Source organism: Streptomyces sp. NPDC004732, assembly GCF_040609235.1.
Classification (GTDB): Bacteria; Actinomycetota; Actinomycetes; order Streptomycetales; family Streptomycetaceae; genus Streptomyces.
Map to the genome: position 1 here is coordinate 991,117 of NZ_JBEXJR010000001.1, position 23,198 is coordinate 1,014,314.

Sequence of the window (23,198 nt, forward strand, 5' to 3'; positions counted from 1 at the left end):
GCTAACCTAAATTAGGGTTGCCTAACTACCCTCTCGCCAGGCCCGCCACAGTCGTGCGTACCGGCCGCCCAGTGCCACCAACTCGTCGTGGGTGCCCTGCTCCACCACGCGCCCCGCATCCAGCACGGCGATCCGGTCCGCGGCCATCGCCTGCGTGAGCCGGTGCGCCACGAAGAGCGTCGTCCGACCCGCGCACGCGGCGAGCACGGCACGCTCCAGCTCGGCCGCGCCCTCACTGCCCGCCTCCGCGGTCGACTCGTCGAGCACGACCACCGGCGCCCGGCCGAGCACCAGGCGGGCCAGGGCGATCTGCGCGATCTTGGTGACGTCCAGGCGCTCGCCGCCCTCGCCGACCGTGGTGCCCAGCCCCTCGGGCAGCGCCTCGACCCAGTCGGCGGCGCCCACCGTGCGCAGCGCGTCCATGAGTTCGGCATCGGTCGCCTGCGGCGCGGCGAGCCGCAGGTCATCGGCGAGCGGACCGGAGAACACGTACGTCTCCTGCGTCAGGATGCTCACCAGGGCCCGCGCCCCTGCCTCGTCGAGACCGCCCAGGTCGTGCGCGCCGATGCGCACCGAACCCGTCTGCGGGGTCCCGATGCCCGCGATCAGCGCGGCCAGTGTCGACTTGCCCGCGCCCGTCGCCCCCACGAGAGCGAGCGAGCCACCGGCCGGGATCGTCAGGTCGACGTCCCTGAGCACCGGTTCATCGGTGTCGGGATAGCTGTACGTCAGCCCCTCCACCGTCACCTGGTGCGGCACCGCGTCGGCCGGCGCGACGGACGTGTCGCCCACGAGCCGCTCCTCCGCGGACTCCCCGAGCACACCGACGAGGCGGGTCAGGCTGGCGCCCGACTTCTGCGCCTCGTCGAAGGTGAACATGATGGCGCCGAGCGGGGTGAACAGCCGGTGGAACATCAGCGGGGCCGCCGACACCTCGCCCAGGCTGGCGGCGTCGGCCTCCAACAGGGCGTATCCCACCACGAGGATGAGGACGAGGCCGATGAACTCGGCGCGGTTCTCCCGGCCCACGAACCGCCCGAAGAACCGGAACACGTCGATGCCGAGGTTGCGCACCCGCCAGGACTCCGTGGTGACCTTCTCCCGGACGTCGTCCTCCAGGCGGTACGCGCGCACGGTGTCGATCCCGTTCAGACCGCTGATCAGCGCCTGCGCACGGTCGGCCTGGGCCACCCGCTGCTTCCGGTAGAGCGGGGCGGAGCGGGGCAGGTACCAGCGCAGGGCCAGCGCGTACGCGGGCAGCGCGGCGGCGCCCGCGAGGCCGAGCCGCCAGTCGAGGCCGAACATGCCGACCGTGGCGATGAAGACCAGCACGCCCGCCGAGAACACCGTGGGGATGGCCGTCCGGATGCCCTTGGACAGCACGGCCACGTCGTCGCCGACCCGGGAGAGCACGTCTCCCCGGCCGACCTGCTCGATCCGCGCACTCGGCATGCCGAGCACCGCACGGACGGCACCCTCCCGCAGCCGCGCGAGCAGATCCGCGCCGAGCCGTCCGATCAGATAGGTCGAGGCCGCGGTGGCCACCGCGCCGAGCAGCGCGGCGACCCCCATCAGCACGCCGATCGTGACCAGGACGGAGCGCCCTTCGCCCTCGACCACTCCGTCGACCACCCGGCCGAGCAGGAGCACCGGGAGCACCTGGAGCGCCGCTCCCGCCACCGTGGTGAACACGGTGGCGGTCGTCAGCCACGGCACTTGGCGGCAGTGGGCCGTGACCCACCGGGTTGCCTCGCGTCCGGACGCCGTGCGCAGCGTCGCCGGGGCGGCGCCCGCGTCGGCGGCGGATGCGTCGGCGGCGGGCGTGCCGGTCGAGGGTGTTTCAGCGGTGGGTGTTTCGGCGGTGCTCACACGTAGACCAAGTCGAGCCGGGGACGGGACAGGTGGAACGTCATCTCTATTCGACCGACTTGACGAGCTCGTCGATCGCGTACGGCAGGGACAGTGCGGTGCCCTGCGACATCGCGGCGCCGACCGCCGGGCCCTCGCTGTCCAGGAGGTAGGACACGTTGCCCTTCTTCACGGCGTCCAGGTTGGCGAACAGCTTGAACTTCTTCAGCGCCTCGGTGTCCGCCTTGTCGTTGATGACGACGATGCGGTCGACGTCGACCAGGTCCGTGCGCTCGGGCGAGAGTTCGGTGGAGAACTTGCCGCCCGCGATCTTGTCGATCTTCGTCTGGTACTTGAAGCCCATGCCCGTCAGGAGCCGTCCGCGGACGTCCTTCGAGGTGAACGGGTTGATGGAGTCCTTGTACCAGGACAGGGCGACGGAGGTCTGGTCCGCGAACTTCGGGTGCGCCTTCTTGGCCGCGGTCAGCTTGTCCTCGATGCCCTCGACGAGCTTCTTGCCCTCGTCCTCCTTGCCGAGCGCCTTGGCGATGTGCACCGCGTTGTCCTGCCAGGGGGCGCTGAAGAGCTCCTTCTCGCCCTTGGTGCGGCCCACCGTCGGGGCGATCTGGGAGAGCTTGTCGTAACCGGCCTTGTCGATCTCGGAGTAGACCGCGATGATCAGGTCCGGGCGCAGGGCGGCGATCTTCTCGTAGTTGGGTCCTGAGTCGCCGTTCTTCATGACGACGTCGGGCTTGGTGTCGCCCCACTTGTCCTTCACCCAGGGCCACTGGGTGTTGATGTCGGGGGACTTGCCCTCCGGGTTCGGGTACTGGTCGACCATGCCGACCGGCTTGGTGCCGAGGGCCAGCGCGGTCTGGTCGTCGGTGTAGCCGACGGTGACGACGCGCTTGGGGGCCTTGGTGACCTTCGTGGACCCGAACGCGTGCTCCACGGTGACCGGGAACTTGCCACCGGTGGCGGCCGCCGGGGTGTTGTCGCTCGCCTCGTCGTCCGAGTCGGAACCGCAGCCCGCGAGGAGGCCGACGCCGAGGGCCGTGGCGGTCAGTACGGCCGCCAGCCGCCGCCGGGGCTTCATGAGCGTGGTTCGGTGGAGGAGCATCCGGATTCCCTTGCTTTCGCGCTGACCGCTGCGCCCCGGTCTCAGGGCAGCCAAACCTTACCTTGCAGAGATGAGGTTAGCCTAGCCTTACCTGATGGTTCCCCGGCGGGGTCAGTCGAGTTGGACGTGAGTACGACCGATCGGCACGATCAGCGGCCGGTCGCCCACCGGGTCGTCGACGACCCGCGCGCGCAGCCCGAACGCCTCGTACAGCAGCTCCGCGGTGATCACGTCGCGCGGGTGCCCCTGCGCCAGGATCGCCCCGTCCTTCATCACGATGAGGTTGTCGCTGTACCGCGTCGCCAGGTTGAGGTCGTGCAGCACCATGACCACGGTGCGCCCCGACTCGTGCAGATCGTCCACCAGGTCCAGTACGTCGATCGCGTGGGCCAGGTCGAGATACGTGGTCGGCTCGTCGAGGAGCAGCAGATCGGTGCCCTGGGCCAGGGTCATCGAGATCCAGACGCGCTGGCGCTGCCCGCCGGACAGCGAGTCGACGGGGCGGTCCGCCAGGTCGGAGACGCCGGTCATGGCCAGCGCGCGCGCCACGACGCCCGCGTCGTCCGACGACCACTGGCGCAGCCAACTCTGGTGCGGGTGACGGCCCCTGGCGACCAGATCGGCCACCGTGAGCCCCTCCGGCGCGACGGGCGTCTGGGGCAGCAGCCCGAGCTTCTTCGCCACCTCGCGGGTCTTGAGCTTGACGATGTCCTGGCCGTCCAGCACGACCGAGCCGCTGACCGGCTTGAGCAGTCGCGTCAGGGTGCGCAACAGGGTCGATTTCCCGCAGCCGTTGGGGCCGATGATCGTCGTGATCACCCCGGGCGGGATCGACACGTCGAGGTCGTCGATGACGGTACGGCTGCCGTATCCGACCGAGACGCCCCTGGCGGCCAGCCGCGCGGCGTCCTCGACCGCCGGCTCGATCTCGGTGATGTACTGAGCGACCACAAGCCCCCCTATGTTATTAGGTTTGCCTCACCTTTGTACCAGCTATTTGAGGTTCGCCCGTACCAACAGGTAGACGAGGAAGGGGCCGCCGATCGCGGCGGTCACCACACCGACGGGGAGATTGTTCGGCAGCACCGCGCGCGCGGTCAGGTCGGCGCCGATCAGCAGCAGCGCCCCGACCAGGCCGGAAGCGATCAGCGGCGGCGTCGGACGCCGCGCGAGACGCATCGCCACCTGGGGCGCCACCAGTGCGACGAACGGCACCGGGCCCGCCGCGCTCACCGCCACGGCCGCCAGCAGCACCGCGCACAGCAGCAGCACCGCACGCACCCGCGCGAAGCGGACACCGAGACCCGCGGCGATGTCGTCGCCGAGATGCATCGGCTTGAACTGGAACGCGGCCCCGGCGACGACGACCAGGAGGCCGAGCGAGCACCAGAGCGCCACCCAGACCTCGTCCCACGACCGGTTGTCCAGCGAACCGACCAACCACGCCTGGGCGCGGGCCACATCCCTGATGTCGGCCGAGACGAGGAGCCAGGTGGTGATCGCCTGCGTCACGGCGCTCACCGAGATCCCGATGAGGATGAGCCGGAAGCCGTCGACCCCGCGACGCCATGCCAGGAAGTACACGAGCAGGCCCGTGCAGAGGCCACCGGCGAGCGCCGCCGCGGAGAGCCCCACGGAGTCGACGACCGCCGCGGCGGTGCCGCCCGACACCGTCACCGAGAACACCGCGACCGCGCTCGCGCCGCCGGTGATGCCCAGAATGTCCGGGCTGGCCAGCGGGTTGCGCGCGACCGACTGCGTGATCGCGCCGGACACGCCGAGCGCGATCCCCACGACGAGCCCGGCCAGGGCGCGCGGCATCCGCAGATCCATGATCACGAACTCGTCGACCTGCTCACCGCGGCCGACGAGCGTGGACATCACCCGGGAGAGGCCGATGGGGAAGTCGCCGATGCTGATGGACAGGCAGAACACCAGGAAGGTCGCCGTCATCAGCAGCAGCGTGACGAGGACGAGCCAGGGCCGCCATACGAACGACATGGGGCCGAGCCGCACGCCCGGCGCCACCGTGGGCTTCACATCTGTCTCGCTCATGCGTTCTTGAACTTTCCTCGCCAGACCAGGACCGCGAAGAACGGAGCCCCGAGCAGGGCCACGACGACACCGGCCTCCAACTCGCCGGGCCGCACCACCAGTCGGCCCACGATGTCGCAGACCAGCAGGACGACCCCGCCGAGCAGCCCCGCGTACGGCACCAGCCAGCGGTAGTCGGGGCCGGTCAGATAACGGGCCACGTGCGCCACCATCAGACCGAGGAACGCGATGGGGCCGCAGGCCGCCGTCGCCGCACCGGCCAGCAGTGTGATGGCGAGGATGCCGACGGTCCGGCTGAACGCGATGTTCACCCCGAGTCCCCGCGCCACGTCCTCGCCCAGGTTGAGCAGGTTGAGGGAGGGCAGCGTGGTCAGGGCCAGGACGAGACCGACCGCGATGAACGCGGTCACCGGCCAGATCACGTCGAAGTCGACGCCTGCCACGGAGCCCGCGTTCCAGAACCGCAGCGCGTTCAGGGACTTCTGGTCCGAGAGGGAGACGGCCGTGGTCATCGCGGCGAGGAACACCGTGATGCCCTGCCCGGCCAGGGCGAGTGTCAGGGGGTTACCGGCCCCCCGGCCGAGGCTCGCGAGGCCGAACACGACGACACCGGACACCGCCGCCCCCGCGAAGCCGAACCAGACGTACTGGAACGGATTGGCGAACCCGAACACGGCGACCACCGTCACCACGGCGAACGACGCACCGGCGTTCACGCCCAACAGGCCCGTGTCCGCGATGGGATTGCGGGTGTACCCCTGGATCAGCGAGCCGCCGACACCGAGCGCGATGCCCGCCACCACGGCGAGCACCGTCCGCGGCACCCGTACGGTCTGCACGATGAGCCGGATCTCGGTGAGCCGCTGGTCGGATTCCGGCGCGGCGAACAGCCCGTGCCACACCTCGGCCGGGGTCAGCGCGCGCGCCCCGACGGCCAGCGACACCGCCGCCGCGAGCACCAGGACCACGGCGAGGATGCCGAGCCCCACGACCCGCCGTCGACGGGTGTCCGTTGCGCCCCTCGGCACGGGGCGCTCCACTGCAGTCGTGCTCATGTCGACGTACGTTATCCCTTTGATCCGTTGTCCCTTTGATCGGATCGTGCCGTACGGCCGGAGGGGCCTCCCGGCGGACGGGGAGGTCCCGCCGGGAGGCCCCGCGGACTTGCTAGCGCGCGGCGCTGCCCGTTTCACCGGCGACCGGGCGGGCCCCGGCGGAGGCGGCGCTCCGCTCGCGCACCGAGTCCAGGATCTCGCCGACCCGGATCGCGATGTTGGACAGCAGCGACGACGTGATGCCGTGCGTGTGCTCCGTACCGCCCTGCAGATAGATGCCGCACCGGAGGTCGGCGTCCGTGGCCACGCGGTAGTCGCGCTCGACGCGGACACGGCCGTCGTCGTCGCGGAGGCAGCGGTCGGCGACATCGCCGAGGAGGCCGACGGGGTCGGCGGGGCTGTAGCCGGTGGCGAAGACCACGACGTCGGCGTCCACGAGGTTCTCCTCGCCCGTGACGAGGGACTTCACGGTGGCGCTGACTCCGTCGGCCGTCTCCTTGACGCCGGTGAGCCGGGACACGTTGAGGAAGCGGAGGCGCTCGGTGCCGAGGACCTTCTCCCGGTACATCTGCCGGTACAGGTCGTCGATCAGATCGATGTCCACCACGGAGTAGTTGGTGTTGCCGTGGTAGCCCATCAGCCGCTGCTTGACGTCCTCGGGCGCGTCGAAGTACTCGTCGACGGCGTCGGGGTCGAAGATCCGGTTGGCGAAACTGCTGTCGTCCGCGGGGCTGTAGCCGTAGCGCGAGAAGACCGCGCAGATCTCGGCGTCGGGGAAGCGGCGGTGCAGGTACGCGACGTTCTCGGCGGCGCTCTGACCGGCGCCCACGACGACGAAGCGGGAGGGCGACGTGCCCTCGAGAGCGTCGACCTTGGTCAGCAGGTCGGAGTTGTGCCAGACGTGCTCGCCGCGCTCCACGCCCTCCGGCATGAGGGGACGCAGGCCGGTGCCTATGACGAGGTTGCGGGCCCGGTGGACCGCGAGGCCCTCCGCCGAGCGGACCGTGACGTCCAGGTACTCCACGACGCCGTCGCGGACGAACGGCGTGACCCCGACGACCTCGTGACCGTAGGAGACCTGGTCGTCGACCTTGGCGGCGGCCCACTCCAGGTAGTCGTGGAACTCGACCCGCAGCGGGAACAGGTTCTTGTGGTTGATGAAGTCGGTCAGGCGCCCCTTGCTCTTCAGGTAGCAGAGGAAGCTGAACTCACTGGTCGGGTTCCGCTGCGTCACCAGGTCCTTGAGGAAGGACACCTGCATGGTCGCGTCGTCGATCAGCATGCCGCGGTGCCAGCCGAAGCTCGACTGCTGCTCGAAGAAGTGAGCGGTGACCGTCTCCTCCCTGCCGACGCTCGCATTGTGCTCGCTGAGTGCGATCGCCATCGCCACATTGGAGGGGCCGAAGCCGATGCCAATGAGGTCGTGGACCAGTGGTGCGTCGTCGCCAGGAAGAACCTGTGACATGTCACTCCCATCGTGCGGGGAAGTCGCCTGTCAGGCGTGGGGGAAGGTACGGAGAGTGGGCAGGTCGGCAGAGCCACCCACTCGAACTTAGGTGAGCCTAAGCTAATCCGGCGCGACTGTCGACCGGGCAAACCGGGCAGGGGTCCTTACCGGACGGGCAGTCGACCCCTTCAACTGGGGTGCCGAGTAGACTCGTTGCATACTAAGGTAAGGCTTGCTTTACTTAGCATCAGTCATTCCCTGCCCTGAGGAGGAACCCCCATGCGGGTCGTCATGTTCGGTTACCAGACCTGGGGGCACCGCACCCTGCAAGCCCTCCTGGACTCCGAGCACGACGTGGCGCTGGTGGTGACGCACCCCAAGAGCGAGCACGCGTACGAGAAGATCTGGAGCGATTCCGTCGCCGACCTCGCCGAGGAGCACGGCGTTCCGGTGCTGATCCGCAACCGTCCTGACGACGACGAGCTGTTCGAGCGTCTCAAGGAAGCCGACGCGGACATCATCGTGGCCAACAACTGGCGCACCTGGATCCCCCCGCGCATCTTCGACCTCCCGCGCCACGGCACGCTGAACGTCCACGACTCGCTGCTGCCCAAGTACGCGGGCTTCTCCCCGATCATCTGGGCGATGATCAACGGCGAGCCCGAAGTGGGCGTCACCGCGCACATGATGGACGACGAGCTCGACGCCGGGGACATCGTCCGGCAGGAGGCGGTCGCGGTCGGCCCGAAGGACACCGCCACCGACCTCTTCCACAAGACCGTCGACCTCATCGCCCCGGTCACCATCGGCGCGCTCGACCTCATCGCCGCCGGGCAGACGGAGTTCACCAAGCAGGACCGCTCCCAGGCAAGCTTCTTCCACAAGCGGTCCGCCGAGGACATCCGCATCGACTGGACCTGGCCCGCCGAGGACCTCGAGCGCCTGGTCCGCGCCCAGTCCGCGCCGTACCCGAGCGCCTACGCCTTCCACAAGGGCAAGCGCCTGGAGATCGTCTCCGCGGTGGTGTCCGAGAACCCCTACGGAGGAACGCCGGGCCGCATCTTCTACCGCGAGGGCGAGGGCGTGGTGATCGTCGCCGGAGCGGACGCCCGCTTCGGCCGCAACCACGGCCTGGCCATCACGCGCGTACGGACCGAGGACGGCCGCGAGCTGCCCGCGACCGAGTACTTCACCTCCATGGGCGGCTACCTGACGAGCCGTCCGTGAGCTGACGCCGACGCACCGGTTTCCCGTGCCGGTGTTCCCGTACTGGGAGCGGCACGGGAGCCTCAGCCCGCCGCGGCAAGCACCAGGGGCAGCACCTCCGCGCTGCCCGCCCGCCGCAGGAGGCGGGCGGCGACCGCGAGGGTCCAGCCGGAGTCGGTGTAGTCGTCCACGAGCAGGATGGGTCCCGGCGAGGCGGCCAGCGCAGCGGCCAGCTCCGCCGGGACGGTGAAGGCGTCGGACAACGACCTCAGGCGCTGGGCGGAGTTGCTGCGGCGCGCCGCGTGCGCGCCGCCAGGACCTTCGTACGCCAGCGTCCCCAGGAAGGGGAGGCGCCCGACGGACGCGATGCCCTGCGCGAGGGAGCCGACGAGCTGCGGGCGTGCCAGCGACGGCACGGCCACGACGCCCACCGGCCGGGCCGCGGCGTCCGCGGCGCCGCTCGCCCATCCCCCCGGAGAGCGCGCCCAGTCGGCGAGGACCGCGACCGCGGCCTTGAGGACGTCGTCGGGCACCTGCCCGTCCGGCGCGCTCTCGGCCAGCAGCGGACGCAGCCGGTTGCCCCAGCCGATGTCCGAGAGGCGCCCCAGCGCGCGCCCGGTTGAGCACTGCTCCTTGGCCGGAATCCGGCCCTTGAGCTCGACGCCCAGCGCCGCCATGCCCGTCGGCCACATCCTGCGCGGCTCGACCTCGACACCGGGACGGTCGAGCTCCTTGGCCGCGCCCGACAGCGCGTCCTCGGAGACGGATGCGTCGGTCCAGGCGCCCGCGCAGTTGTCACACCGGCCGCACGGGGTGGCCCCCTCGTCGTCCAGCTGCCTGCGCAGGAACTCCATCCGGCACTGGTCCGTGCTCACGTAGTCCCGCATGGCCTGCTGCTCGGCCTGCCGCTGCCTGGCCACCCACGCATACCGCTCGGCGTCGTAGACCCACTGCTCGCCGGTGGAGATCCAGCCGCCCTTGACCCGCTTGACCGCCCCGTCCACGTCGAGCACCTTCAGCATCGTCTCCAGGCGGGTGCGACGGAGCTCCACCACGGCCTCCAGGGCGGGCACGGACAGCGGCCGCCCCGCGTCGGCGAGGGCGGCGAGGGTCTGGCGGACCTGCGCCTCGGGCGGGAACGCGGTGTCGGCGAAGTAGCGCCAGATGGCCTCGTCCTCCTTGCCCGGCAGCAGCAGCACATCGGCGTGCTCCACGCCTCGGCCCGCACGGCCCACCTGTTGGTAGTACGCGATCGGCGAGGACGGTGAACCGAGATGCACCACGAAGCCCAGGTCCGGCTTGTCGAAGCCCATGCCCAGCGCCGATGTGGCGACCAGCGCCTTGACCCGGTTCTCCTGGAGGTCGATCTCGGCCTGCAGCCGGTCCGCGTTCTCCGTACGTCCCGTGTAGGAGGCCACCTTGAAGCCGCGCTGCCGCAGGAAGGCGGTGGCCTCCTCGGCCGCGGCGACAGTGAGTGCGTAGATGATCCCGGAGCCCTGCAGTTCGTCCAGGTGCTCGGCGAGCCAGGCCAGCCGGTGCGCGGCGTCCGGCAGTTGGACGACGCCGAGGCGCAGGCTCTCGCGGTCCAGCGCGCCGCGCAGCACCAGGGCCTCACCGGCGCCGGTGCCCAGTTGTTCGGCCACGTCCGCCGTCACGCGCGCGTTCGCCGTCGCGGTGGTGGCCAGCACCGGCACACCGGCCGAGAGCTCGGCGAGCATGGCCCGAAGCCTTCGGTAGTCCGGCCGGAAGTCGTGCCCCCAGTCGGAGATGCAGTGCGCCTCGTCCACCACAAGGAGACCCGTGGTGGCCGCGAGCTTGGGCAGCACCTGGTCACGGAAGTCCACCGAGTTGAGGCGCTCCGGGCTGACGAGGAGGACGTCGGTCTCGCCGCGCTCGACCTCTCCGTAGATGGTGTCCCACTCCTCGGGGTTGGCCGAGTTGATGGTGCGCGCCTGGATGCCTGCGCGCGCCGCGGAGTCGACCTGGTTGCGCATCAGGGCGAGGAGCGGAGAGATGATCACCGTGGGGCCCGCGCCCCGTCGGCGCAGCAGGGCCGTCGCCACGAAGTACACCGCGGACTTGCCCCAGCCGGTGCGCTGCACCACCAGGGCGCGCCGCCGCTCCTGCACCAGGGCCGCGACCGCCTGCCACTGGTCCTCGCGCAGCCGCGCCGAACCCCCGGGGTCGCCGACGAGCTCGGCGAGGATGGCGTCGGCTTCGGTACGGAGCTCCAGGTTGTCCATGCCCCCATGCAACCCGATGGCACTGACAATCGCCCAATCCGCCACGGGCCCACTCGTCGCTCTCGCGTCCCTCGTGGCACCGGCGGACTCGGCGGGCCCGACGGACCCCGTGACGCCGGAGGACTCGAAGGCCCCGGAGGACTCGAAGGGCGGCGATCTGGGCAGGGATATAAGCAGCGCATCGCCCGATACCGGCTTGTGGTGCCGATTGTTCATTGCCCCCGGCGATCGCGACGGGAACAATTGGAACCGCTCCCCGTGCGGCCCCATGGTCCGGTAGGGCTGTGCCGCAGTGCGCTCCCCCAGACCGACCCCGCCCTCGCACGGGCGCGTAGCCGAAGGGAGGACCGTGACCTTCGGATTCGCCTCGTCCGGCGCGGCATCGATGCCGGAGCACTCGGCGTCGGCCGAGTTTGCTCCCGACTCCGCCTATTCCGCCCACCGACTGGCCCGGGTACTCGAGCCCGCCGAGTGGTCGGCAGCGGGAATTCCCTTGCTGCGCAACCCGCGAGAGGTCGTCAGCGGACTGCACGCACGCCATCTGCCGACCACGGCGACGGCAGTCGTGGCCGTGCTGGATGCGGACGAACGGCTGCGCGCGAGCGCCTCGTTCAGTCGGCGCGCGACCATGACGGACGGCTGGGTCTTCCGCAACGCGCTGCTCGCGCAGTTGCGCCGGGTCATCCCGCACGACCTGCGGCGCCGCACTCCGGTGCGTACCGCCGTGCTGCTCTACTGCCGCGAGGGGGACGCCCGTTGGACCCAGGAGGACGGGGCCTGGATGTGGGGCCTGCGAGATGCCTGCACGCTGCACGGGCTGCGCTGCGGCGCGTACATCACGCTGACGTCCGACGGCTGGCAGGTCCTTGGCGAGGGACGCGGCGGCCGACGGCCGAGCGTCGGCTCACGGCCCGAGCTCTTCCCCGGGACCGATGTGCCGACGATGCGCACCGGAGGGGCCGCCTCCGATGTGCTGCGCCGCGCGGCGGCACGCTGAACCGCACCACTGCCCGCCACACGGCACACGTCGGCCGTCACACGGCACCCGTCAATCGGCGCTCCCGCGCGGTCGGCGCCTGACGGCACCGCCGCACGGTCGACCACGACTCCGCGCCAGCAACGACTCCACGTCAGCCATGCCTTCGGCCGACGGAAGTCGTCTCAGACGCCCGCGCCCAGCATCGAGTTGATCCGCTGCGGGTCGCCGCAGACGATCAGCAGGGTGCTTGCACGGGTAAGGGCCGTCGGCAGGGCCGAGACCGCGGTCTCTTCGCTGTCGCCGTTGAGGGCGACGACGACCACGGGCCGGGACACGGCACGATCCAGGGCGGCGGCATCGGCGTAGAAGACGTCGTCGCCCGCGTCGTGCTGGGCCCAGTAGGAGGCCTCACCGAAGGACAGCTCGTGCGTGGCCCACGGGTGCGGGTCGCCGGTGGTGATCACCAGGACCTCGCCGGGGACACGTCCGGAGTCGAGCAGGAGATCGACCGCTTCCTCGGCCGCGTCCAGCGCGCCCTCGGCCGAGGCCGGGATGAGCTGGATCTGCGGAACCGAGGCCGAGGCATCGGCGCTACCGCCCGGCGCTTCGGCAACAGGCCCGCCAGAAGTGGCGGGGCCGGAAGCGGAAGCAACGGGACCGGAAGCGGCGGGACCGACGGCAGCCGGGGCGGCGGGCCCGGGCTTGGCGGCCGCATCACGCGGCGTGCGCTGCGCGGGCGGCATCGGCCGGGCAGGACCCGGACGGCCGGGACGCGGCGGTGCCGCGGGACGCGGGCCGGGTACGGGGCGGGGGGTCGGCGCGGTGCGGCTGCTGGCCGGCGTGGCGCGGGGACCCTGGGCACTCTCGTGAATCTGAGGCTCCTCGGGAATGAGAGGCATGAAGTGTTGTCTATCAAACGCCGACGCGACTCGCGTCGGCGGGTGGCACATGAGTGCGACGGGAAGCACCGGAAAAGCGTCAGAACTCAAAGCCGAGCTGACCCTCGATTTCCGGAACATTTCCGTCCGCCCAGCTGCGGGCCTTCTTGAGGTGCCGCCACTGAGGCAACGCATCAAGATACGCCCACGTGAGCCGGTGGTACGGGGTGGGCCCCCGCTCCGCCAGTGCGGCCTTGTGCACCGGCGACGGATAACCGGCGTTGGCCGCAAAACCGAAGTCTGCATGTTCGATGCCCAGTTCGGCCATCATTTTGTCGCGCTGAACTTTAGCGATCACCGAAGCCGCGGCGACGGCCACACAGGACTGATCACCCTTGATCACCGTACGAACCCGCCAGGGAGAGCCGAGATAGTCGTGCTTCCCGTCGAGGATGACCGCGTCCGGGCGGACCGGCAGCCCCTCCAGAGCACGCACCGCGGCGAGCCGCAGCGCGGCCGTCATCCCCATGGCGTCGATCTCCTCGTGCGAGGCATGACCGAGGGCGTGCGCCGTGACCCAGCCCGTCAGCTCCTCGGCGAGCGCGGTGCGCCGCTTGGGAGTGATCAGCTTGGAGTCGGTGAGCCCTTCGGGCGGCCTGCGCAGTCCCGTGACCGCCGCACAGACGGTGACCGGACCGGCCCACGCGCCGCGCCCGACCTCGTCGACACCGGCGACGATCTTCGCTCCGGTGGTGGCGCGCAAAGAGCGCTCGACGGTGTGGGTGGGTGCTTCGTACGGCATGGCGGCAATAGCCTACGCCGCCGTGGACCGCCCGCGACACCCAGGCTCGCCGAACGGCCCCGGAGCCCGCTTTCCGGACGGACCGAGCCGTCAGGGCCGCAGCAGCGGAACCATCACCTGGTCGATCAAGGCCTCGAATTCATCGTCCTGCCATTCGCTCCCGCACACCTTCGAGCGATACATGAACATCGCCGGAATCACATCGCATACGTACGCGTCGACACCACCGGAACGAACCTCTCCGCGCTCAATTCCGCGACCCACGACCTCCTTGATCAACTTGACGCTCGGTTCGATGACCCCTTCGAAGATCACGTCATGGAAGCGCTCGGCCGTCGCCGTGTCGCATTCGTGAAGCACCGAGCGCAGGGCGAAGCCGCTGCGCGAGAACATGGTGACCCGCATCTCCTTGCACAGCTGAAGCAGATCCTCCCGGACGCTGCCGAGGTCAGGAGGGCTGTCGAGCCGGGGCAGCCCGGCCCGCAGCGCGTCGACGACAAGATCCTCCTTGGACGGCCAGCGGCGGTACACGGCGGCCTTGCCCGTCTGCGCGCCCGCGGCCACACCCTCCATGGTCAGCCCGCTCCAGCCGACCGTACTGAGCTGCTCCAGGGCGGCATCGAGGATCGCCCGCTCCAGCACAGGCCCCCGGCGGCGCGGGGACACCGCCCGGGCGGGAGCGGCCGACCAACGAGAAGTAGCCATCAATTTCTCTCCATTGAGCACACAAGGAAGGCGTAGACCAGAAGAAGGGTGAGTGAACGCTTGCGTTCACTCAAGAGGAGTCACTACCGTCGTAGTTGACAGTGAACGGGTCCGTTCACTAAGGAACTTGTGGGGGATCATGACGACCACCTCTCAGCTGACGAAGAATCAAAAGCCCGGATCCGCCCGCCGAGAGGGGCACCCCGGCTTAGCTCTCACCGTCATCGCGGCCTGCCAACTCATGGTGGTACTCGATGCGACGATTGTGAATATCGCGCTCCCCCACATCCAGGGAGCCCTCAAATTCTCGACGACCGACCTCACTTGGGTCGTCAGCGCATACACCCTCACCTTCGGCGGACTGCTGCTGCTCGGCGGCCGCGCCGGTGACATCCTGGGACGCCGCCGCGTCTTCATGGCCGGCATCCTGCTCTTCACGGTCGCCTCGCTCCTCGGCGGTTTCGCCCAGGAGCCCTGGCAGTTGCTGGCCGCACGCGCCCTCCAAGGCGTCGGCGGCGCCATCGCGTCGCCCACCTCGCTGGCGCTCATCACGACGACCTTCCCCGAAGGTCCCGAACGGAACCGAGCGTTCGGCGTCTTCGCGGCCGTCTCCGCAGGTGGTGGCGCCATCGGCCTGCTGGCGGGCGGCATGCTCACCGAGTGGCTCGACTGGCGCTGGGTCCTGTTCGTGAACGTGCCCATCGGCATCCTGATCGCCGTCCTCACCCCGCTCTACATCAATGAATCCGAGCGCCACCCCGGCCGCTTCGACATCCTGGGCGCGCTCACGTCGACGCTCGGCATGGCCTCCCTGGTCTACGGATTCATCCGCGCCTCCGAGGAAGGCTGGCGCGACAGCGTCACCGTGGGTTCGTTCGCCGCCGCGGTCGTCCTGCTCGTGGCCTTCGTGTTCGTCGAGAAGCGGGCGAAGGAGCCGATCACACCCCTCCGGATGTTCGCCGACCGCAACCGCTCGGGCACGTACGTGATCATGCTCAGCCTGGCCGCCGCGATGTTCGGCATGTTCTTCTTCATCGTTCTCTTCGTCCAGAACATCCTGAACTACACCCCGATCGAGGCGGGCCTGGCCTTCCTGCCGGTCACGGTGGTCATCGCGGTCGGCGCGGCCCTGTCGCAGAAGTTCCTCCCCGTGCTCGGCCCCAAGCCGTTCATGGTGACCGGTTCCGCCATCGTCGCCCTGGGCCTCGGCTGGCAGGCACTGATCGGCCCGGACAGTTCGTACGTCGGCGGAGTGCTCGGCCCGATGCTCCTCTTCGGCTTCGGCATGGGTCTGAACTTCGTGACCCTGACACTGACCGCCGTCTCCGGAGTGGCCCTCCACGAAGCGGGCGCCGCATCCGGCCTGCTCAACGCCACCCAGCAGGTGGGCGGCTCCCTCGGCCTCTCCATCCTCACCACGGTCTTCGGCACGGCGAGCCGGAACGAAGCCAAGGACCAGGTGGCCGACTTCATGGCCAACGCCACACCGGAGCAGAAGGCCGAGTTCGCCAAGACCCACGAGCTCCCTGCTCCGTGGAGCCACGAGGTGCTGGCCCACGGCATTTCGACCGCCTTCATCCCGGCCGCCGCCATGGCCGTGGTCGCCCTGATCACCGCGGCACTGGTGATCCGCGTACGCAAGAGCGACCTCGACGCCCTCGCCGGCACGGCGAGCGCCGCGGGCCCGGCGGCCGGCTGACGGAACGGACATCGGGCACCGCGCCGACCAGGCAGCCAAGACCGGCAGGGTCGGCGCGGCACCCGAACCCGCGCACCGCCGCACAAACCCATGTCGATACATCGACTTAGGCAGTACGAGAGACACGGGGCGCACCCGCCCGGGGGTGTCAGTACGAGGGGTAGGGATCATCCCTGCTCTCGCCACAGAAACCGGGGGCCGCGGCGAGCGGCCGATCCTTGATGATCCGCCGGGCCCGGGACTCCCCCAGGCTGGTCGCGAACCACGGCTCGTCCCCGGATTCGAGTTCCTCGGCCACGTCCTTGAGCGCGCAGGAGCGCTGCGGCTCCGGCAGCTTGTCCAGCGCCGGCACCGCGTCCGCCGACAGCTGGCGCGTGTAGTCGAAGTCGAACTTCCCGGTCTCCTCATACCTCTGTACGTTCCGCTCGGCTATCAGCGCGTCGGGCGACAGCAGCCCGAACGCCAGCACACCTGCCGCCGCACTGGCAGCAACTGCACGCGGCAGCCACCGGGCGCCCCATACCCCCGCGGCCATGATCAAAAGGACGATCACGCCGAGCCAGAGCTCGACCGCGACGACCGAGATCCTGAGCCTGGTCAGCCCGTACGCCTCCACGTACATGTCCATCCGACGCACCGCCGACGCCACCACGACAAGCGTCATCACACACAGCGTGCCGAGCACCGCGCGCACCAGCGTGCGGTCCTGAGCACTGCCGCGGGGAGCCCAACGCTGGGCGAACACGATGACGAGCAGAGTGAGCAGAGTGGCGAGAAGCAGCTGCCAGAACCCCTGCCGCGCATAGTCGGAGTACGAGAGCCCCGTCTTGTCGAGCACGGTGTCGTACCCACCGAAGAGCACAGCCAGCTGGACCGCGTTGAACGCCGCGAACAGCACGTTCAGCACGATCAGCGGCAGCGCCCACTCGACCCGCCCCCGGGCCCGCCCGGGATTCACCACGAGTCTGTCCCAACGCACGGGCGACGCCGCCGTGTGCGCAACCGCGAGCGCTCCGACCACCCCGACGACAAGGAGCAGGACGCGCCAGGGACTCCCGGAAACCGAGGCGTCGGGTATCAGATCACCGAGCAGATCCGCGAAGGCGGCGTCCGCACCCGCGAACAGCGCACCGAACACAACGAGCAGCACCACCGTCACCGCAACGGCACGCAGCACAGGCCCCGCACCACGCGCCCCACCAGCCCGCTCCCGCACCCCGCGCCAGCCCCACCGCAACCCGGTGAGAATCGCGTCGAAGAGGCCGAACGGGCTGAGGAGTATGCCTATCCAGGTCCGGCTGCCATGCAGCGCGAACGAGCCGAGCGCGATCGAGGAGACGATCGCCAGGAACGAGGGCCACCCCGCGTCACGCAGCGCAGGCACGACCAACAGCCCGAGCCCTCCAACGGCCCACACCAGCGACCAGGCACGCGGCCGAAGCCCGCCCTTTTGCGCGGCGAAGTAGGCGGCGAGCGTGGCCGGGACGGCAACGATCAGCAGATTCAACGCCAGCCCGTCGCCCAGCAACAGCATGCTCAACAGCCCGGTGGCCAGCACCGCCCAGAGCGTCGCCGTCCGCACAGGTCCGGGCGGGTCGACACGCAGATCGGCGAGAAGCGGCGTGTGTTCCACAGGCCCCGGAACCCCCCACGAGTCACGCCCACCCGCCCCGGTCGTCCCAGCCGACCTGGTCGCCTCAGCAACCAATTCGCGCCGCTCACGCCCCACCTGCGACAGGTCTACAACTTGAGCCGCCCCTACCGGCTGAGGCACACCACCTGACGCGCCCGCCTCAGTCGACGCTTTCGCCCCGTCGGGCTCACTGGGCTCACTGGGCTCACTGGGCTCACCAGAGCCAACAACCTCACCCGTCCCACCCGTACTGCTCTTACCGCGCGCATCTTCTGCATCACGCGCACCTCCTGCATCACGTCCGTCTGACGTGTCGGACACGGGACCCCCTCCCGGCCGGTCCACGCGCGCAGCACGCCACACACGGGTGGCCGCAGGGTCGCCAGGACCGGCATCTCGTTCAACGCACGCGAGTCAAGATCAACTAACGGCCCGCTCGAGCGTAGCCGCATGCCCCACCGGTGCCCCCACCCCGGTCACGCCTGTGGCATGACCGTGACAGTGGTGGTCCAGAGGCGGGAACTCCCGAAACCGAGGGAGTCCGGCAGGGGGCTCAGACCGTCCCGCCGGAAGCCCAGTCGGGCAGCGCCTCGGTGCGCGACAGCCACTCCTCGGGCGGCGCGCCGCCCTCCCCGGACGCGACGACCCCGCCAACGATGGCGCACGTCGTGTCCATGTCTCCGCCCACCCGGGCGGTGTCCCAGATGGCCCGCTCGTACGCTCCGAGCCCACGAGCCGCCGACCACAACGCGAACGGCACCGTGTCATGCGCCGTCGTCCGCCGACCGCACCCAAGCACCGCCGCGACCGTCCCTGCATCGCCGTAGTCCAGCATGTCCCGCGCCCGGCGCAGCCCCGCTCCCACCGCGCTGCGCGGCACCAGAGCGATGACCCCGTCGAGCAGTTCCTTCGGCGCGGGCGGCCCCGTTGGAGCGGCCACCAGCGCCGCGGCCGCGGCCACCGCCATCGCTCCGACAACCGCCTCGCGGTGCTGATGCGTGGGGTAGGCCGAGATCTCCGCCTGGTGCGTCGCCTGCTCCGGGTCGTCCGCGTACCAGGCGCCGAGCGGGGCGATCCGCATGGCCGCGCCGTTCCCCCAGGACCCCTGCCCCTTGAAGAGCGCAGAGGCCAGCTCCCGCCAGTCCCCGCCTTCCCGGACCTGCCGCAGCAGCCGGTTCACTGCAGGGCCGTAGCCACGGTCGAAGTCATGGTGCTCGGCGAACGACAGGGCGAGGGCGTCCTGATCGATTCGGCGGTGCTCGGTGAGGATGGCCAGCACGGAGCAGGCCATCTCTGTGTCGTCGGTCCACTGCCAGGGAGCGTCGGGCAGCTCACGGAGCTTGAGCAGTGGGTAATGCGCGGGCACGAAGAACTGTGAGCCCAGCGCGTCCCCCACCGCCAGTCCGCGCAGGCTGGCCAGAGCGCGCTCAAGGCGCCGGTCGGGAGAGGAATCAGCGGTCATCGCCCTGCCACTCTAATTCGTTGCCAACAGATCCAGCACCATCCAGGCGGCCCCGCCCACCCTGTCGGACCCCTGGGCCTGAGATATCGCCATCACGGCTCCCGGCTGGGGCGACTAGCCGGTGACGCCGTACGGCTCAGGCTCGCGCCAACGCTCGAACGGCCGGTCCAGCGTGTACTTGCCGTCGTCGCCCAGGACCAGCACCCTCATCTCCCCGTTGCCCGGGTTGGACAGCGACTCGAACTCGGCGACCGACCAGTGGAACCAGCGCATGCAGAACAGCCGCATGGTCAGTCCGTGCGTGACCAGCAGGACGTTCGGCGGATGGTCCGGCGCTTCGAAGCTCCGGTAGAGGCTTTCGAGGAAGGCCCCCACCCTGTCGTAGACATCGGCCCCCGACTCCCCTTGCGCGAAGCGGTAGAAGAAGTGTCCGTACGCGTCGCGGTACGCCTTCTGCAGCCGAACGTCGTCCCTGTCCTGCCAGTTGCCCCAGTCCTGTTCGCGCAGCCTCGGCTCCTCCCGTACACGCACCAGCTCGGGATCGAGCCGGAACGCCTGGAAGGTCTCGTGGGTGCGGCGGTACGGCGACACGTACACACTCACCCGCTCGCGGCCGAGCAGTTCCCGCAGGTGTTTGCCCGTGTCTTCCGCCTGGGACCACCCCGTCTCGGTGAGCTCGAGGGCGTGGTCGGGTTCGCGCTCGTACACGGTGTCGTCGGCGTTGCCTGCCGACTCGCCGTGCCTGACCAGGATGATGCGCCGCGGGCGTGCCATACGGAAACCCTAGATCGGGTCACCGGTGGACTGCTCAGTCGGGTAGCCGCCCGGACTCCATCCGGCGTATTCGGCCCGTGAAGCGCCGACGGAGCAATCGGTCGTGCGAGACGACGACCAGGGCTCCTGTCCACTGGTCCAGTGCCGCCTCCAGCTCTTCGACCAGGCCCAGCGCCAAGTGGTTGGCGGGCTCGTCCAGCAACAGCAGGTCGGCAGGCCTGGCGAGCAGACGGGCGAGGGCCAGCCTCCTTCGCTGTCCGGCGGACAGGGAACCTACCGGGACGTGCAGGTCACGGGGCCGGAACAGGCCGTACGAGAGGAGCAGGTCCCGCTGCTCGTCGTCGGTCAGTCCAAGGCCTCTGCCGAACACTTCGAGGACGGGCTCAGCGGGGCGCCGTACCGGTATCTCCTGAGCGAGATAGCCGATCCGTCCTCTGCGGACGACAGTGCCTTCGTCGGGCTGGAGCACTCCCGCCATGGTGCGCAGCAACGTGGACTTGCCCGCGCCATTGCCTCCGTGGATCAACAGCCGCTCGCCCGCCGAGACGGTGAGCGAAGCCACGGCCAGCCGCTCACCCACCTTCACATCCCGCAGGCTCACCAGGGCCCCTTCGGTGGCGCCCGTCACCGGGCGCGCCGTGAAACTCAGTGGTTCGGGAGGTCGGCGCACCGGCTGCTCCCGCAGCCTTCGGAGTCGCTCCTGAGCGTTCCGGACCCGCCCCGCGACCGAGGCCTGGACCCGTCCCCCGGCCCGGTCGTACGCCATCTTGTTGTTGTCCTTCATGCCACGCCCGCCCGCTACCGCATGGGCAGTGGTCGCCATGAACTCCTGAAGTCGGTTCGTCTCCTCGCACCACTGTGTGTACTGCTGCTCCCAGCGCTGCCGGGCGGCCGCCCGTTCCGCAACCAGTCCCTGATAGCCACCGCCGTGCCGCACCACCGACCGACGGTCGGCGTCCACTTCAAGAATCGCGGTGGCGACGCGCTCCAGGAACACGCGGTCGTGAGAGACCGCGACCACAGTCCCGCGATGCGCCGAGAGGGCGCTCTCCAGCCAGTCCAGCGCGCCTTCGTCCAGATGATTGGTCGGCTCGTCCAGGAGCATGACTTCGGGGGCGGCCGCCAGGAGACAGGCGAGGCCGAGACGGGCCTGTTCACCACCCGACAGGCTGCCCAGGACCCTGTCGCGGCCGATGTGCCCGAGCCCCAGTCCGTGCATCGCCTTGTCCACGCGCGCGTCCGCCTCATAGCCGCCGCGCAGCTCGAAAGCCGTGAGCAGGTCGCCGTACTCCCCCAGTTCACGCTCGGTCGCGGAACCGAGGTCCGCTTCCAGAGCACGCAACCGGCTCTCCATCGCCCGCAGTTCGGCCAGGGCCGCATCGATGGCGTCGTCGACGCACCGATCCGCCGGAAGCCGGGGGGTCTGCGCGAGAAGTCCGGCCCCTCGCTCGGCGACGGTCACCACCTCACCCTCGTCGGGCCGCTCATCGCCGGACATCAGGTGCAGCAGCGTGGACTTCCCCGCGCCGTTCTCCCCCACCACACCTATGCGCTCGCCCGGCCTGATCGTGAGAGACACCGCGTCGAAGATCAGCCGATCCCCACGAGCCTTGGTCACGCCGTGCAGAGAGATCTGAGTAGGCACAGGCACCCCCGATTTCGGTCCACCTCAATCAAACGCAACTGCTGTCGCATTACGATGAGTGTGGCAGACTGATCCGGCTAACGCAACCCGAGTTGTGATTAATTGCCGGGCTGGACCGCGAGGAAGGAACAGATCGATGAGCGAAAAGCCTGTTGCGGCTGGTCAGAGCGGTGGCGCGGCGCGCACCGAGCGGCGCGGACCGGGCGGAGACGGTCGGCCCGCGGAAGCCGGGGCGGGACCCGCTCCATCTGCTTCACCCGCTTCACCCGCTTCACCCGCTTCGTCGGCGCCTTCCGCTGCGACCGCCTCGCCCACCGAGTCCACCGAATCCACCGAATCCACCGAATCTGCAGAGCCCGCTTCGCCCGCTCCCGGCACCCGTCGCCCTGGCGGCCGAACGGCCCGTACCCGAGCAGCCGTCCGCGACGCCGTAATGAGCGGCCTGGCCGATCACGGATACCCCGGGCTCACCGTCGAGTACGTCGCCGACCACTCGGGGGTGCACAAGACCACGCTGTACCGCCGCTGGGGCGGCCTCGAAGGCATGGTCGCCGACGCCCTGGACATGGCGGGCGAGGACACCTGGACTCCGCCGGACACCGGCAGCCTCGAGGGCGACCTGCGCGAGCTCGCCCGGGAGGTCGTCGATTCCTTCACCGACGACGCGGCCGCGGCGGCCCCCACCGCGTTTGTCGCGGCGGCCTTCCAGTCGGCGCGGGCAGCCGATGCCCTCCACACCTTCTATGCCGAGCGATTCGGCCGCTGCGAAAGAGTCGTCGAGCGCGCCGTGGAACGGGGTGAGGCGGCTCCGGACACCGACGCGGCGGCACTCGTCCGCGCCGTATCCGCCCCGCTGCTGCTCCGCGTGTTCATCACCCGCGAACCGGTCGACACCGCACTCGCCGACCAGTCGGCAGCGGCAGCCATCGCCGCCACCCGCGAAGGCGCGTTCGCTCGGCGGTGACGGTGCACGGCCCCGGCGCCACCGGCGGCGCCGATCCGCGAAAGGTCAGAGGACGGGCACAGCGGTCACACCGTCCACGACGGCTCCAACTGCACGATGTCCCCCGCGAGCGCGGCGACATCGGCGTCTGTCTGTGCCCGCAGCGAGAGACGCTCCACCCGCTCGGCGCGGTACTTTCCGTGCTCGGCCGACGACAACCACATGGACAGCACCAGGAATTCATGCCCGGGCGCCTCGCCGAAGAGACCGCGCACCATTCCGGGCGAGCCCGCCATCGCAGGGTTCCAGACCTTCTCCTGCATCAGCGCGAAGTGCTCCACCCGCGGTTCACGGACCCGGCAGTGCGCGACGCGCACCACGTCCACGTCCGTGAATCGCGGCTCGAACCCGGTCTTCACATCGAAGCGGTGATCGAAGAGCTTGGCGCGGAGATCCTTGTGAGTGCCGGACTGCGCGGCGGCCAGGCGGTCGTGGGAGCGCGCCATGAAGGAGTCGTAGAAAGCACGACTCTCCCAGAACGCAAAGACGTGAGCGACACCCGGCCTGCCCCGACTCCACCCCCCGCCCTGCCCCCGGAACCCCGGCTCCCCCAAAAGCCCCGCCCACTTCCGCTGCCCTCGTTCGAACCCCCGACGATCAACCACGGTGCAGCGAATCCACTTGACCAGCACCGCGCCATCGTA

Annotated in this window: 19 protein-coding genes; 4 read left to right on the plus strand and 15 right to left on the minus strand. The window is 69.9% G+C overall.

Annotation, left to right across the window (positions count from 1 at the left end; genetic code table 11):
* Positions 1-21: 21 nt before the first annotated feature.
* From ABZV77_RS04040 to ABZV77_RS04065, 6 genes are all read right to left on the minus strand, one after another.
* A complete protein-coding gene (locus ABZV77_RS04040) occupies positions 22-1,773 on the minus strand; it encodes an ABC transporter ATP-binding protein (protein WP_356250194.1) in 1,752 nt (583 codons plus the stop codon).
* A gap of 142 nt (positions 1,774-1,915) precedes the next feature.
* On the minus strand, positions 1,916-2,968 hold the full coding sequence (locus ABZV77_RS04045; protein WP_356249963.1) for an iron-siderophore ABC transporter substrate-binding protein: 1,053 nt from the start codon (positions 2,966-2,968) through the stop codon (positions 1,916-1,918).
* A 111-nt stretch (positions 2,969-3,079) separates the two neighbouring features.
* Positions 3,080-3,919 (minus strand): ABC transporter ATP-binding protein, encoded by an 840-nt coding sequence (locus ABZV77_RS04050; RefSeq protein ID WP_356249965.1) that lies wholly within the window; start codon positions 3,917-3,919, stop codon positions 3,080-3,082.
* Between the two features lie 42 nt (positions 3,920-3,961).
* Positions 3,962-5,023, minus strand: a complete 1,062-nt coding sequence (locus ABZV77_RS04055) for an iron ABC transporter permease (RefSeq protein ID WP_356249967.1) — start codon at positions 5,021-5,023, stop codon at positions 3,962-3,964.
* A complete protein-coding gene (locus ABZV77_RS04060; protein ID WP_356249969.1) occupies positions 5,020-6,078 on the minus strand; it encodes an iron ABC transporter permease in 1,059 nt (352 codons plus the stop codon). The genes ABZV77_RS04055 and ABZV77_RS04060 overlap by 4 nt, the downstream gene beginning before the upstream one ends.
* Positions 6,079-6,190: 112 nt before the next feature.
* On the minus strand, positions 6,191-7,543 hold the full coding sequence (locus tag ABZV77_RS04065; RefSeq protein WP_356249971.1) for a lysine N(6)-hydroxylase/L-ornithine N(5)-oxygenase family protein: 1,353 nt from the start codon (positions 7,541-7,543) through the stop codon (positions 6,191-6,193).
* Between the two features lie 261 nt (positions 7,544-7,804).
* On the opposite strand from ABZV77_RS04065, the gene ABZV77_RS04070 reads away from it, so the two are divergent.
* Positions 7,805-8,752 (plus strand): methionyl-tRNA formyltransferase, encoded by a 948-nt coding sequence (locus ABZV77_RS04070; protein ID WP_356249973.1) that lies wholly within the window; start codon positions 7,805-7,807, stop codon positions 8,750-8,752.
* A gap of 62 nt (positions 8,753-8,814) precedes the next feature.
* Here ABZV77_RS04070 and ABZV77_RS04075 read toward each other — a convergent pair whose 3' ends face one another.
* Positions 8,815-10,974 (minus strand): RecQ family ATP-dependent DNA helicase, encoded by a 2,160-nt coding sequence (locus ABZV77_RS04075; protein ID WP_356249974.1) that lies wholly within the window; start codon positions 10,972-10,974, stop codon positions 8,815-8,817.
* Between the two features lie 349 nt (positions 10,975-11,323).
* Here ABZV77_RS04075 and ABZV77_RS04080 point away from each other — a divergent pair, with 349 nt between their 5' ends.
* On the plus strand, positions 11,324-11,971 hold the full coding sequence (locus ABZV77_RS04080) for a hypothetical protein (RefSeq protein WP_356249976.1): 648 nt from the start codon (positions 11,324-11,326) through the stop codon (positions 11,969-11,971).
* A gap of 164 nt (positions 11,972-12,135) precedes the next feature.
* Here ABZV77_RS04080 and ABZV77_RS04085 read toward each other — a convergent pair whose 3' ends face one another.
* The 3 genes from ABZV77_RS04085 to ABZV77_RS04095 form a co-directional block, all read right to left on the minus strand.
* On the minus strand, positions 12,136-12,852 hold the full coding sequence (locus tag ABZV77_RS04085; protein ID WP_356249978.1) for a hypothetical protein: 717 nt from the start codon (positions 12,850-12,852) through the stop codon (positions 12,136-12,138).
* Positions 12,853-12,931: 79 nt separating this feature from the next.
* Entirely contained in the window at positions 12,932-13,633 is a 702-nt protein-coding gene (locus ABZV77_RS04090; protein ID WP_356249980.1) for a ribonuclease HII, read from the minus strand.
* Positions 13,634-13,723: 90 nt separating this feature from the next.
* Positions 13,724-14,338: a TetR/AcrR family transcriptional regulator gene (locus ABZV77_RS04095; protein WP_356250196.1), complete on the minus strand. Its 615-nt coding sequence runs from the start codon at positions 14,336-14,338 to the stop codon at positions 13,724-13,726.
* A gap of 139 nt (positions 14,339-14,477) precedes the next feature.
* Between ABZV77_RS04095 and ABZV77_RS04100 the strand changes: the two genes are divergently transcribed.
* Positions 14,478-16,037: an MFS transporter gene (locus ABZV77_RS04100; RefSeq protein WP_356249982.1), complete on the plus strand. Its 1,560-nt coding sequence runs from the start codon at positions 14,478-14,480 to the stop codon at positions 16,035-16,037.
* 148 nt (positions 16,038-16,185) lie between these two features.
* On the opposite strand, the gene ABZV77_RS04105 is transcribed toward ABZV77_RS04100, so the two are convergent.
* From ABZV77_RS04105 to abc-f, 4 genes are all read right to left on the minus strand, one after another.
* Entirely contained in the window at positions 16,186-17,670 is a 1,485-nt protein-coding gene (locus ABZV77_RS04105; RefSeq protein WP_356249984.1) for a DUF4173 domain-containing protein, read from the minus strand.
* Between the two features lie 553 nt (positions 17,671-18,223).
* Entirely contained in the window at positions 18,224-19,132 is a 909-nt protein-coding gene (locus tag ABZV77_RS04110; RefSeq protein ID WP_356249986.1) for an ADP-ribosylglycohydrolase family protein, read from the minus strand.
* Between the two features lie 114 nt (positions 19,133-19,246).
* Positions 19,247-19,906 carry a histidine phosphatase family protein gene (locus tag ABZV77_RS04115; RefSeq protein ID WP_356249988.1) on the minus strand — a complete coding sequence of 220 codons (660 nt, stop codon included), beginning with the start codon at positions 19,904-19,906 and terminating at the stop codon, positions 19,247-19,249.
* Between the two features lie 34 nt (positions 19,907-19,940).
* Positions 19,941-21,551 carry a ribosomal protection-like ABC-F family protein gene (gene abc-f, locus ABZV77_RS04120; RefSeq protein ID WP_356249990.1) on the minus strand — a complete coding sequence of 537 codons (1,611 nt, stop codon included), beginning with the start codon at positions 21,549-21,551 and terminating at the stop codon, positions 19,941-19,943.
* 433 nt (positions 21,552-21,984) lie between these two features.
* On the opposite strand from abc-f, the gene ABZV77_RS04125 reads away from it, so the two are divergent.
* Positions 21,985-22,515, plus strand: a complete 531-nt coding sequence (locus ABZV77_RS04125; RefSeq protein ID WP_356249992.1) for a TetR/AcrR family transcriptional regulator C-terminal ligand-binding domain-containing protein — start codon at positions 21,985-21,987, stop codon at positions 22,513-22,515.
* 65 nt (positions 22,516-22,580) lie between these two features.
* Here the strand turns inward: ABZV77_RS04125 and ABZV77_RS04130 are convergent, their stop codons facing one another.
* The gene (locus ABZV77_RS04130) at positions 22,581-23,186 is read right to left on the minus strand and encodes a YdbC family protein (RefSeq protein ID WP_356250198.1); all 606 of its coding nucleotides are present in this window, start codon (positions 23,184-23,186) and stop codon (positions 22,581-22,583) included.
* Between the last annotated feature and the right edge of the window lie 12 nt (positions 23,187-23,198).